At 52.5% G+C, this 12219-nt stretch carries 15 protein-coding genes; 12 read left to right on the forward strand and 3 right to left on the reverse strand.

The features are described 5' to 3' along the window. Positions 1 to 148: 148 nt before the first annotated feature. Entirely contained in the window at positions 149 to 634 is a 486-nt protein-coding gene (locus A3L09_RS05670) for a PIN domain-containing protein (protein ID WP_157727205.1), read from the forward strand. Between the two features lie 19 nt (positions 635 to 653). On the opposite strand, the gene A3L09_RS05675 is transcribed toward A3L09_RS05670, so the two are convergent. Next, complete coding sequence (locus tag A3L09_RS05675) at positions 654 to 1271, reverse strand: TIGR00296 family protein (RefSeq protein ID WP_088858027.1); 618 nt, start codon at positions 1269 to 1271, stop codon at positions 654 to 656. A gap of 97 nt (positions 1272 to 1368) precedes the next feature. Here A3L09_RS05675 and A3L09_RS05680 point away from each other — a divergent pair, with 97 nt between their 5' ends. Genes A3L09_RS05680 through A3L09_RS05695 form a run of 4 tightly spaced genes read left to right on the forward strand, consistent with a single transcriptional unit; the run spans position 1369 to position 4724 of the window. Beyond that, positions 1369 to 1671, forward strand: a complete 303-nt coding sequence (locus tag A3L09_RS05680; protein WP_088858028.1) for an MTH1187 family thiamine-binding protein — start codon at positions 1369 to 1371, stop codon at positions 1669 to 1671. Positions 1672 to 1673: 2 nt separating this feature from the next. Further along, entirely contained in the window at positions 1674 to 2837 is a 1164-nt protein-coding gene (locus A3L09_RS05685; protein ID WP_088858029.1) for a DUF373 family protein, read from the forward strand. Next, positions 2779 to 3837, forward strand: a complete 1059-nt coding sequence (locus A3L09_RS05690) for a coiled-coil domain-containing protein (protein ID WP_232473481.1) — start codon at positions 2779 to 2781, stop codon at positions 3835 to 3837. The genes A3L09_RS05685 and A3L09_RS05690 overlap by 59 nt, the downstream gene beginning before the upstream one ends. Before the next feature lie 41 nt (positions 3838 to 3878). Then, complete coding sequence (locus A3L09_RS05695; protein WP_088858031.1) at positions 3879 to 4724, forward strand: deoxyribonuclease IV; 846 nt, start codon at positions 3879 to 3881, stop codon at positions 4722 to 4724. On the opposite strand, the gene A3L09_RS05700 is transcribed toward A3L09_RS05695, so the two are convergent. Further along, complete coding sequence (locus tag A3L09_RS05700) at positions 4721 to 5764, reverse strand: DmpA family aminopeptidase (protein WP_088858032.1); 1044 nt, start codon at positions 5762 to 5764, stop codon at positions 4721 to 4723. The two genes, A3L09_RS05695 and A3L09_RS05700, sit on opposite strands and share 4 nt — an antisense overlap. Before the next feature lie 362 nt (positions 5765 to 6126). On the opposite strand from A3L09_RS05700, the gene hydB reads away from it, so the two are divergent. The 6 genes from hydB to A3L09_RS11025 are packed head-to-tail and all read left to right on the forward strand — an operon-like array spanning position 6127 to position 10610. Beyond that, positions 6127 to 7230 carry an NADPH-dependent hydrogenase/sulfhydrogenase 1 subunit beta gene (gene hydB / locus A3L09_RS05705; protein ID WP_088858033.1) on the forward strand — a complete coding sequence of 368 codons (1104 nt, stop codon included), beginning with the start codon at positions 6127 to 6129 and terminating at the stop codon, positions 7228 to 7230. Further along, entirely contained in the window at positions 7227 to 8117 is an 891-nt protein-coding gene (hydG, locus tag A3L09_RS05710) for an NADPH-dependent hydrogenase/sulfhydrogenase 1 subunit gamma (RefSeq protein ID WP_088858034.1), read from the forward strand. The genes hydB and hydG overlap by 4 nt, the downstream gene beginning before the upstream one ends. Before the next feature lie 7 nt (positions 8118 to 8124). After that, a complete protein-coding gene (gene hydD / locus A3L09_RS05715) occupies positions 8125 to 8919 on the forward strand; it encodes an NADPH-dependent hydrogenase/sulfhydrogenase 1 subunit delta (RefSeq protein WP_088858035.1) in 795 nt (264 codons plus the stop codon). Then, positions 8916 to 10202, forward strand: a complete 1287-nt coding sequence (gene hydA, locus A3L09_RS05720; RefSeq protein ID WP_088858036.1) for an NADPH-dependent hydrogenase/sulfhydrogenase 1 subunit alpha — start codon at positions 8916 to 8918, stop codon at positions 10200 to 10202. Before hydD ends, hydA begins: the two co-directional genes overlap by 4 nt. Before the next feature lie 47 nt (positions 10203 to 10249). Next, the gene (locus A3L09_RS05725) at positions 10250 to 10465 is read left to right on the forward strand and encodes a hypothetical protein (protein ID WP_088858037.1); all 216 of its coding nucleotides are present in this window, start codon (positions 10250 to 10252) and stop codon (positions 10463 to 10465) included. Then, complete coding sequence (locus A3L09_RS11025) at positions 10428 to 10610, forward strand: PIN domain-containing protein (RefSeq protein ID WP_232473482.1); 183 nt, start codon at positions 10428 to 10430, stop codon at positions 10608 to 10610. The genes A3L09_RS05725 and A3L09_RS11025 overlap by 38 nt, the downstream gene beginning before the upstream one ends. Positions 10611 to 10886: 276 nt before the next feature. Here A3L09_RS11025 and A3L09_RS05735 read toward each other — a convergent pair whose 3' ends face one another. Beyond that, a complete protein-coding gene (locus A3L09_RS05735; RefSeq protein ID WP_088858038.1) occupies positions 10887 to 11651 on the reverse strand; it encodes a hypothetical protein in 765 nt (254 codons plus the stop codon). A gap of 108 nt (positions 11652 to 11759) precedes the next feature. Here A3L09_RS05735 and A3L09_RS05740 point away from each other — a divergent pair, with 108 nt between their 5' ends. Next, positions 11760 to 12206 carry a hydrogenase maturation protease gene (locus A3L09_RS05740; RefSeq protein ID WP_088858039.1) on the forward strand — a complete coding sequence of 149 codons (447 nt, stop codon included), beginning with the start codon at positions 11760 to 11762 and terminating at the stop codon, positions 12204 to 12206. Positions 12207 to 12219 lie beyond the last annotated feature (13 nt).

Consider the following 12219-nt stretch of genomic DNA (forward strand, 5'->3'; position numbering starts at 1 on the left):
CCATACAGCGAAGGGATAAATATGGAAACAGTAAATTCCCCTCAAACGGATGAAATTTTTGCACTGGCGAACCTGCTTAGAACCAGATATAGCCACAAGAAATCAAGAAAGTCAGTTAGACAACTAAAGGGGACTTGGAGGGAGCTTTGTGAGTACCTTGAGGAATACAGGGACGTTCCTGGACAGTAGCGTGATCGTTAACCTCATTGTCGAAACCGAGCTAACGAAACTCGCAGAGAACGTTATTGAACACCGCCCTCTTTTGACCTCCGAAACCGTCATAGATGAGAGTATCTACGTAATAATCCGGAAGCTCTTTGCACTTCATGGTATCAGGAATCGCTTTGACGTTAAGGAAAAGATAACCACTCCGGAAGGCAAAGAAATCATTAGAGAAGCAATAGAGCTCGTTATGAACCTCCTTGAGGATAAGGGCGTGGGTGTACTCCGGGATGCAGACATATACCTAACTATGGCCACGATGGAGAAATACGGCCTTCTCCCGCATGATGCAAAGATACTGGCCACAATGTTTCAAAACGGGATTAGACGGCTGGCAACATTTGATAGGGACTTCAGAAATGTTTCTGGAATTGTTTTACTTCCAGAAAATTACTGGAGAAGAAAAGAGTGATAGTTTAGCCCCAGAACCTTCACACCAGCGGCTTCCTCCTAACCGGCCCCCAGGGTTTTTCTTCCTCAAAGACCTCAGCAGTAAAGCGGTAGACCTTCGTGTCCTCATCGAGCCAGCAGTCGGGCGGAAGGCCGGCCTTCCAGCATGTCTGGGCCAAAAACTCTTCCTCGTCCCAGCCCCACTCGATCGGTACCTGAGGGAGAAGTAGGCCGGAGTAGATGCCCTTCTCAACTATCAGCCCATCCCTGCCGACCTTGATCTTCTTCGGCCTCTCCTCCGGCGGACCTTCTATGGGCTCCGGGGGCGTTAGGACGCTGACCTCTACAACTAAGTCGTCGAGCTCGCTCTCCCTCACCGGCGGGAAGCGAGGATCATCAACGGCGGCATAGATAGCAGCCTTTATCGTCGCCTCAACGAGCGGATATACCGGGAGCGGGAATCCTATGCATCCCCTCAGCGCCGTCTGCGGAGGGGCGTGACGGTTGTTGAGCGTGACGAAGACGCCCATCTTCTCCCACAGCTCAGGCGGGGTGTCTTCAGGTGGCTTGATGGTCTTCCCGTGCCTCACGTATTCCTCAACGGCCCTCCTCGCGAGCCTGACGAGGAACTCACCCCATTCGTCTTTTATGCGGTACATCCTCTCACCCCACGTTAGTTTAGGGCGCTCCCGCTTATTAGGTTAACCTGCCGCAAGGTTTAAAATGCGCCGAAACGACTTAAGTCGGGTGTCGAAAGTGGTTATTGTGGAGTTCGTGGTGGTTCCCCTCGGTGAGAAAAGCCTGAGCCGGTACGTAGCTGAAGTGGTAAAGTTTTTAGATAGGAGGGGGGTTAAATACCAACTGACGCCCATGTCAACGATAATTGAGGTTTCGACTTTGAAGGAGGCCTTTGAGATAATTGGCGAAGCTCACGAACTCATGTTCAAGCTTGGGGCCGAGAGGGTATCAACAACGGTGAGGGTCGACGACAGAAGGGACAGGCAGGTCCATATGGAGGACAAGGTGAAATCAGTGCTGGAAAAGGCCCGCGGGGGGTAGTGATGAAGGTTTTAGTGCTGGCCATCGATAGGGATGATGACTTCGGTAAAAAAGCTGGGGTTAAGGGTCCGGTTGTGGGTAAGGGCAAGTGTATAGACGCCGCGTTGAAGCTCAGCCTCGCCGATCCAGAGGACAGTGATGCAAACGTCGTCTACGCCGCGGTTAGGCTCTACGATGAACTGAAAAAAAGCGGCGAGTTTGAGGACGTTGAGGTCGCCCTTATAACCGGCCACCCCGATGTCGGCGTTAAAAGCGACCTGGAGCTCGGCAGGCAGCTCGACGAGGTTCTTGAAAGGTTTCCTGCTGATGGCGTTATACCCGTCACCGACGGTGCCGAGGATGAGCAGGTCTTCCCGATCCTCTCCTCCCGCCTTCCAATAGTGAGTTCCAGGAGGGTCGTTGTCAAGCAGAACGAAACCATTGAGACCACCTACTACGTTATCTACCGCTACATCAAGGAGATCCTCAGCGACCCGGAGGCTTCAAAGGTCTTTCTTGGCATCCCCGGTTTGATATTCCTGCTGTATGGTGTTGGAAAGCTCATATCCGTCAGCTACCCCCAGAGCATGAGCATAATCTCAAACATTGTGGTGGGCATAATACTGCTCTTCATCGGTGGCTACGCTTTTACCAAGGGATTCCGCATTCAGATATTCAAGGCCATTATGAACGAGTTCATTCAGGTCATCTTTGGCGTCTCGGGCCTCCTCATAATCATAGCCGGCATGATAAACTCCTACGCCAACATAGACGTATACGCCCAAGAGCTGTTGAATGAGATACCCCAGCCCGGGCTCATAAAGTTCATACTCTACGTCCACTCAATAAACACCACTATCATAATCGGTATAGCTGTCATCCTCATAGGTCGCATCGTTCAGGCATACCTCAGAAAGGATCATCATATATGGTACAACATAGCCGGACTGCTGATACTGCCTACTTTCTGGATAATAGTGGATGTTACAAGCCGTTATGCACTTTCGGTAATAAACTTCCACTCTTTCAAGACCATAATGGAGATCTCGGCGGCCTTTGCCGACGTGATATTCAGCGTAATGATCGCGACGTTTATTAGGAAGTACTTCATCGAGTGGGCCAGTGGTGGTGAGCTTGAAGCTGGAAGAAGCGATCAGGAAGTACGAGTTGCTGAGAAAGCAACGTGAAAAAGAGCTTGAAGAGTTAAAAGACCATTATCTCAAGAGAGTCACGGAGATAATCCGAGAGATCCTTGAGGCGTTAGATGAGCTTGAAAGGAAGGAGCCCCCAAAGGACGTTGATCCTCACCTCCTCAGCATTGCTCTGAGGGAGAGGAACGCGTACGTTTCTGCACTCAGACGCATCCTCGGGGGGATAAACTCGCTTGAGGAGCTTGAGAGGCGGCTGGGGGAGATCTCCAAACTCCACGTTGGCCATGGTCGGTATCTGATAGCCCTCTTCAAAAAGGATGTCTACCGTGTAAACAGGCTTCTCAAGGAGCTAAGTGAGGTCTACACCGAATACACTCTCAAACTCCGGGAAATCTCACTTCCCGATCTAAAGATCGTGGGGATCAAGAGGGAAATGGACGAACTGAGGGGGAGGATCTCTCAGACCGAAAGGGAACTCAAAGCCCTAGTGGAGTACTCTAAGGGACTTGGATCAGAGAAAACTTCCGAAAAGGGGGAGCTGGAACCTTTGGAGGAGAAGGAAAATGAACTCCAGGTCAGGATCAGAACCCTCCAGACCGAGATAAGGTCGAAGGCCTCAAAGCTCCAGAAGCCCCTTAAGAGAATGCGCATTCCAGAGGCTTCTCCCTTCCTTGAGGACACGTCCTATTCCCTGCGGTATCCTGAGGAGTTCCTGGAACTCCTGAAAATGGTTTATCCCTCCCTTGATGGGAAGTCCAAAAAGTCCGCCGACTGGCTTATCAAGAACCTCCCATCCAAGATTGAGGAGATAAACACCCTGAAGGAGCAACTTGAGACCGTTAGGAGGGAGATTGAGTCTGCGAAATCGGCATCCAGGAGATCAGAGGAATTGGCTCTGGAAGTCAGAAGAAAGATCTCGGAGCTCGAAGAGGAGCTTAAGAAACTCCGCAGTCATTACCGTTCCATTGAGGGGGAGCTTGCAGGGGAGATAAAAGTTCTCGAAAGGATTTTGGGAGAGAGAGTTGAGCGGGGCTAAGTTTATAAATTAGGATGCCCTAATTAAATACGGTGGTGATAATGCTGAAGGTTGACCGCCTGCGCTTCGGAACCGCGGGGATACCTCTCTCAACGCCGAAACGCTCAACCATAGACGGGATAAAATGGGTGAGGGAGCTTGGATTGGACGCCATGGAGCTTGAGTTCGTTCGCGGGGTCAATATGAAGCCGGAACTGGCTAAGAAGGTAAAGTACGTTGCCAAGAAGAACGACGTTCTCCTAACCGCCCACGCTCCGTACTACATCAACCTCAACGCCAAGGAGAAGGAGAAGGTGGAGGCAAGCAAGAGAAGGATAATCCAGAGCGCGGAGCGTCTGTATGAAGCAGGGGGGTGGAGCGTCGTATTCCACGCGGGCTACTATCTCAAACAGCCGCCCGAAAGCGTCTACCAGAGGATTTTGAACGAGCTGAAGGAGATACAAAAAGAGCTCATGGACAGGGGAGTTAAAGTTTGGGTGAGGCCTGAACTGACCGGAAAGCCCACCCAGTTCGGAGATTTAAAGGAGATAGTGAAGCTCAGCGAGGAGCTTGAGATGGTTCTTCCAACGATAGACTTTGCCCACGCACACGCGAGAAACAAGGGGGAGTGCAACAGCACCGAGGAGTGGCGCGAGATGCTCTCATACATGGAGGATCACCTCGGAAGGGAAGCTTTGGACAACATGCACATCCACATGAGCGGCATAAACTACGGGCCCAAGGGAGAGAAGAACCACCTGCCGCTCCGGGAGAGCGATATGAACTGGGAGGATTTACTTAAGGTCCTGAAGGAGTTTAAAGTTAAAGGCGTAGTGATAAGCGAGAGCCCCAACATCGAGGAGGACGCCCTGCTGATGAAGAAGAAGTACGAGGAGATAGAAGCTTAATTCCTTTCTATCCTCCCGTATTTCTCCAGAATCTCAACTACTTTCTCAACCGGCAGTGCGTACCTCACGTGCCCGTTTCCCTCAACGGTTTCTGCCTGAAGGAGAGCGTTTATTATCGCCTCCTCCGTAGCTTCAGCAGTGGCCCTGAACAGGAAGCTAAGGGCGTTGTCCGGCAGAAAGCTCACTAACTCTGGCTCCTTACCAATAGGGACAGTTTGAGCTGTCGAGAACGCCAGAACCACATCCCCGCTCCCGTGGTAGGCGTAGCCACCGGTTCTGGCGAGCCCAACAACGGCCCTTTTGGCAACTCTCTTCAACTGCCTGGCAGTAAGGGGAGCGTCGGTAGCAACTACCATTGAGATGCTGCCCTTACCGGAGGTGCCCCTGCCAGGATAATCCTTCAGGAGTTCTCCCACAGGGACTCCAGCTATCGTCAGGTCTTCCCGCCTTCCGAAGTTTGCCAGGACAAGGGAAGCGACCGTGTACTCCTCCCCACCTATTTCAACGACCCTTGAGGAGGAGCCTATGCCGCCTTTGAACTCGAAGGCGCTCATCCCGGTTCCGGCTCCAACGGCACCCTCCTTAAAGTCGAGTGATGCATTCTTAACGGCCTCGAAGTAGTGTTCCTCCTTAACTGCCAGCTTCCTGATGTCGTTGAGGTAGGAATCGTTGCACTCCATAACGACTGGCGAGACGCTCTTCAGGTCGGGGTTAAGGTCAATCATGTGCCTGACGACGGCGTTAGCCACGGTGTAAACACCCAGCGTATTGGTTAACGCTATCGGCGTTTCGATGTAGCCGAGTTCGTCAACCTGAATGAAACCTATCGGCTTTGAGAAGCCGTTCATGACGAAGGTAAAGGCGAAGAGTTTCTCCTTAAATGGGTTCTTCACCGGAGGCAGAAGCACGGTAACGCCCGTTCTAACATCGTCTCCCTCAATGAGCGTTCTGTGCCCAACTTTAACACCGAGATCTGCTATGGAGTTCATCCTTCCATGCTCATGGAGACCAATCCTTATACCAAGGTCGGGAGCCTTCATACCGATCCCCAGTGAATTAATGCTGGGGGTTTTTAAGACTAGCTTTAAAAGCTCTCTTCAAAAAATAGGATGGGCGATGAAGAGTAGCAAGCAAACTGAAGGCTCACGGATGATGACGTGAACACCCTCCGAGCCCGCTCAGACCCTTCTGTGGTTCCCAATGTGTGTCTCAACGACCAAATTCGACCGGTTCTCTAATCTCCCTCAGAGAAATTTCCAGAATAATTAGGCCGGGCGAACGCTTCTCAACCTTTGGTTTAGAATTTTCGGGTTTAAAAACGCTTTTTTATCCTCCGCCGGAGCCTTAATTGAGGGGATAGATATGAGCACGTGTATATTTATGTTCACCGGAGGTGGTTCGGTTGAGGTACGTTAAGCTTCCGAAGGAGAACACCTATGTCTTCCTCGAAAGACTTAAGGAGTGGGGCAAGCTCTACGCCCCAGTTAAGATCTCCGAGAAATTCTACGATTTCAGGGAAGTTGACGACGTCAAGAAGGTCGAGTTCAATTACAACAGAACGGTAATGCCACCGAAGAAGTTCTTCTTCAAGCCTAGGGAGAAGCTCTTTGAGTTCAACATCAGGAACGCCGAGTATAAGGAAGTCATCGAGGAAGTTGAGCCCTTCGTGATCTTTGGAGTCCACGCCTGCGACATCTTTGGCCTGAAGATACTCGACACGATCTACCTCGACGAACTTCCGGACAAGTACTACAAAGTTCGCAGGGAGAAGGGCATAATAATCGGCATAAGCTGCATGCCCGATGAATACTGCTTCTGCAACCTCCGCGAGACAGATTTTGCGGATGACGGCTTTGACCTCTTCCTCCACGAGCTTCCTGATGGATGGCTCGTTCGCGTGGGAACCCCAACAGGCCACAGGATAGTCGACAAGAACATCAAGCTCTTCGAGGAAGTTACCACCCGTGACATCTGCAACTTCCGCGAATTTGAGAACAGGCGCGCTCAGGCTTTCAAGTACCACGAGGACTGGAGCAACCTGCGCTACCTGCTTGAGCTCGAGATGGAGCACCCGATGTGGGACGAGCAGAGTGAGCTCTGCCTCGCCTGCGGCAACTGCAACACCACCTGTCCGACATGCAGATGCTACGAGGTACAGGATATAGTCAACCTCGACGGGGAAACCGGCTACCGCGAGAGGCGCTGGGACTCCTGCCAGCTCAGGAGCCATGGACTTGTGGCTGGCGGCCACAACTTCAGGGCCACCAAGAAGAGCCGCTTCATGAACCGCTACCTCTGCAAGAACTCCTATAACGAGAAGCTCGGCCTCAGCTACTGCGTTGGCTGTGGAAGGTGCACCTACTTCTGTCCAGCTGGCATAAGCTTCGTCAAAAACCTGCGCACGATCATGGGGCTTGAGGAGAAGTCCTGCCCGTCCGAGGTAAGCGAGGAGATTCCGAAGAGGGGCTTCGCATACGCGACCGGGATAAGGGGTGATGACGTATGAGCGAGAGCCTTAACCTTCCAAAAGAGATAATGATGCCCGAGGAGAACCCCTACGCACTCCACAGGGCCAAAGTCCTCAAGGTCTATCAGCTCACCGAGACCGAAAAGCTCTTCCTGTTCCGCTTCGAGGATCCCGACTTGGCGGAGAACTGGACGTTCAGGCCCGGACAGTTCGTCCAGCTCACCATCCCCGGCGTCGGCGAGGTTCCGATAAGCATATGCTCCTCCGCCATGAGGAAGGGCTTTTTCGAGCTCTGTATCAGGAAAGCCGGAAGGGTGACCACCGTAGTTCACCGCCTTAAACCCGGAGACACCGTCCTCGTCCGCGGCCCCTACGGAAACGGCTTCCCCGTTGATGAGTGGGAGGGAATGGACCTGCTCCTCATCGCCGCTGGTTTGGGAACGGCACCTCTGAGGAGCGTCTTCCTCTACGCCATGGACAACCGCTGGAAGTACGGCAACATAACCTTCATCAACACTGCCAGGTATGGCAAAGATCTCCTCTTCTACAAGGAACTCGAAGCCATGAAAGACCTCGCCGAGGCTGAGAACGTCAAGATAATCCAGAGCGTCACGCGCGACCCGGAGTGGCCGGGTCTCCACGGAAGGCCCCAGAACTTCATAGTCGAGGCAAACACCAACCCGAAGAAGACCGCGGTGGCCATCTGCGGCCCGCCGAGGATGTACAAGTCCGTCTTCGAGTCCCTCATCAACTACGGTTACAGGCCCGAGAACATATTCGTGACGCTGGAGAGGAAGATGAAGTGCGGAATAGGTAAGTGCGGCCACTGTGTTGTTGGGACGAGCACGAGTCTCAAGTACGTCTGCAAAGACGGGCCCGTCTTCGGATACTTCGACATAATATCAACGCCCGGCCTGCTTGACTGAGGTGGTGATGATGGGAGAGAAGATAAGGATCGGGTTTTACGCTCTAACGTCATGCTACGGCTGTCAGCTCCAGTTCGCCATGATGGACGAGATACTCCAGCTCATCCCGAACGTGGAGGTAGCCTGCTGGTTCATGCTGGAGAGGGACTCCTACGAGGACGAGCCGGTTGATATAGCCCTCATCGAGGGGAGCGTTTCAACCGAGGAAGAGATCGAACTCGTCAAGAAAATCCGCGAGAACGCCAGGGTCGTGGTTGCCGTTGGCTCCTGCGCCGTTCAGGGAGGCGTCCAGAGCTGGGAGAAGGACAAACCGCTGGAAGAACTGTGGGAGAGGGTCTACGGTGATGCGAAGGTCAAGTTCAAGCCAAAGATGGCCGAGCCGGTGGAGAACTACATCAAAGTTGACTACAAGGTCTACGGCTGTCCGCCGGAGAAGAGGGATCTCCTCTACACACTCGGAACGCTCCTCATAGGCTCGTGGCCCGAGGACATTGATTACCCGGTCTGCGTTGAGTGCAGGCTTAGGGGAAACACCTGCGTACTCCTCGAGAAGGGCGAGCCCTGCCTCGGCCCGATAACGAGGGCCGGCTGTGACGCGAGGTGTCCAGCATATGGAATAGCCTGTATCGGGTGCAGGGGAGCGATAGACTACGATGTAGCATGGTTCGACTCCCTCGCCAGGGTCTTCAAGGAGAAGGGGCTGACCAAGGAGGATATCCTGGAGAGGATGAGGATGTTCAACGCGCACAACCCGAAGCTCGAGGAGATGGTTAACAAGATATTCGGGGGGGTGAAGGAATGAAGAACGTTTATCTCCCGATCACAGTCGACCACATAGCGAGGGTCGAGGGAAAGGGGGGCGTTGAGATCATCGTCGGCGACGGTGGAGTGAAGGAGGTCAAGCTCAACATTATCGAGGGGCCGAGGTTTTTCGAGGCCATAACCCTCGGCAAGAAACTCGACGAAGCCCTGTCTGTTTACCCGAGGATATGTTCCTTCTGCTCTGCCGCACACAAGCTCACTGCCGTTGAGGCGGCAGAGAAAGCAGTTGGCTTCACTCCGCGCGAGGAAATCCAGGCCCTCAGGGAAGTTCTCTACATAGGCGACATGATAGAGAGCCATGCCCTCCACCTCTACCTCCTCGTCCTTCCCGACTACATGGGCTACTCCGGGCCGCTCCACATGATAGACGAGTACAAGAGGGAGATACGCATAGCTCTCGACCTCAAGAACCTTGGGAGCTGGATGATGGACGAGCTTGGCTCAAGGGCCATCCATCAGGAGAACGCGGTTTTGGGAGGCTTTGGAAAGCTCCCGGACAAGAGTGTGATTGAGAAGATGAAAGAAAAACTGAAAGAGGCCCTTCCAAAGGCAGAGTACACCTTCGAGCTCTTCACAAAGCTTGAGCAGTACGAGGAAGTCGAGGGGCCGATTATACACATTGCCGTCAAACCGAGGGATGAAGCTTATGGCATCTACGGCGACTACCTCAAGGCCTCGGATGGTGTGGAGTTCCCGAGCGAGGAGTACAGGGAGCACATAAAGGAGTTCGTCGTCGAGCACAGCTTCGCCAAGCACAGCGTCTATAGAGAAAAGCCCTTCATGGTGGGAGCGATATCGCGCCTTGTTAACAACTCAGATCTCCTCTACGGAAGGGCAAAGGACCTCTACGAGGGTCACAAAGATCTCCTGAGGGATACCAACCCCTTCGCCAACAACCTCGCTCAGGCCCTTGAGCTCGTCTACTTCATAGAGAGGGCGATAGACCTCATCGATGAGGCACTCGCGAAATGGCCGATAAGGCCGAGGGATACAGTTGAGATACGGGACGGGTTCGGCGTCTCGACTACCGAAGCCCCGCGTGGAGTGCTCGTTTACGCGCTCAAGGTCGAGAACGGAAGGGTTTCCTACGCGGACATAATCACACCGACGGCCTTCAACCTAGCCATGATGGAGGAGCACGTGAGAATGATGGCTGAGAAGCACTACAGCGACGACCCGGAGAGGCTTAAGTACCTCACGGAGATGGTAGTTAGAGCATACGATCCGTGCATCTCCTGTTCGGTTCACGTGGCGAGGCTTTAGCCTCTCAACTTTTTTAAGTTTTCAATCCTATTTCCAATGGTGAGGGTATGGAGAAAGTTGTGATTGAAGTTGAAGTTCCAGAGGAATACGCAGAGGAGTTCAAGCGGGAAGTTGAGGAGATGGCAAAGTACCTCAGGAATAGAAAAGCCTTATGGGAAGAGATGAAGAAGCTAAAGGGAATCCTGAAGACAGACAAATCGTGGGAAGAGCTGAAGGAGGAATACTATGAGGCACACGTTGGTAGACACCTCCGTTCTGGTTGAATACTTGAAGGGCAACGAGCGTGCTGAGAGGCTCCTTTCAGAGCTGTTTAATGGAGAGAACATCCTCTACATAAACTCAGTAGTCTTTAGTGAAGTAGTCTACGTGATGATGGGCATTATTCAGGAAGATCCCCAAGGAGCATAAAACGGAAGCCAGACAAGTTGCCGGAGGAACTTAGGCTTGTCTTCTCCGCACTTTCGAAGTATGGTTGAGACTACGAGGAGGACAACTGAAATCGCACGCGAGCTGATAGAGAAGTACGCTCTCCTTCCCAACGATGCCTGATTTTGGCCACCTGCATCGAGCATGGCTTTTCTTTAACCACGATGGACGAGGACTTTAAAGCTCCTGCTGAAAACGAGAAGGTGGAGATCGTGAGCGGCATCGAAGTTTAAAGCTGGAAACGAAAAAGAAAAGACCTCACCCTTTTTCAAACTCCTCGTACGGGAACTGCAACTTGTCGAAAAAGGCGAGGCCCTCGTTTGAGGCAACATAGATGGCCGCTATGGGTTGCGTGACCACTACGATCGTGTCCCCACTTTTGCGGGTGTTAGTTAATGGCACAGTGAGCGTCTTGTTTGTCCAGAGGACCAGGTAATCCTCCGTATCTGGAAGGGAAAGGTTGGAGGGTGTGTCCGGTGGAAGTATCAGTATCCGGTAAGTCTTTCCAAAGGCGCTGAACTCGCTCACGCTGAGGCCAACTGGAGTTAGTCGGTACCCGTTTTCGACTTCCTCAACACTAAAGTGTACCTCCTGCATAACACTCTCGGAAGGTTTTCCCCTCCAGAGGAGGTCGAGGGAGCCGGGGGTGCCGTTCTTGAACCGTATCAGAAGGGACACGTGGTTCCAACCCTTTTTGAATCCGGTGTCTGTTGAGTAGGTGGGTATCAGGTAAGTGTTGTTCCCCAGGGGAAAGGCGCTCATGTTGACGACATCATTACTCGCCTTTAGGAGTATTAAAGTCCGCTCCTTGGTCATGAAAATGGACCTGTTGCTGGGCAATATGTAGTATTCTGCAACCCTGAGGGACACGGCCTTCCAATCGGCAATTGCCTTCGATCCTTCGGGTTCTACTTGGATGGTGAACCGGCTTTCGTTTTTGTCCTCACCCACTCTAAGCGTGCACCCGCTTGAGAATACTATTACGGCCAGGAGCAGGGCGAAGACTGCCCACCGTTTTTTCATCTTTATCCCCCCACTTATAGATGTCATGACTATGCTTTATAGTTAGTTGAGTATTTAAGCTTTTCAATGGGTTTAAAAGTATCCTCTCGAAGTATGTCCGGTGGGAGAATGAGAGCCCTGATCCTAGCCCTCGGAAACGAGCTGATGAAGGACGACGGGGTTGGTCTCAAAGCCGGCAGAATCCTCGCGGAGAAGGGATACAACGTCCTTGAGGTTGGAACGGACATATTCCGCCTGGCCAGCCACTACCGGGGAGAGGAGAGGCTCATAATCATAGACGCCATACTGAGCGACAAGCTGAGGCCAGGTGAGGTAGTCCACTTCTCAGGGGAAGAAGTCTTCGAGAAGCTGAAGGCTGAAATCCGGAGCGCCCACTTCATGGGCGCGATAGACGGCCTCAAACTCCTCATGGCGCTCGATGAGAGGCTGAAAGGGGTGGAAATCCACTTTATAGGTGTTGTGGCCAAGGACATAGATCTTGGAATGGAGCTGAGCGATGAGGTGGATGGAGCAGTCCCGAAGGTCGTCGAGATGGTTGAAAGACTTGCCAAATAGGGATCTAATGAGA

Source organism: Thermococcus profundus (assembly GCF_002214585.1).
Classification (GTDB): domain Archaea; phylum Methanobacteriota_B; class Thermococci; order Thermococcales; family Thermococcaceae; genus Thermococcus; species Thermococcus profundus.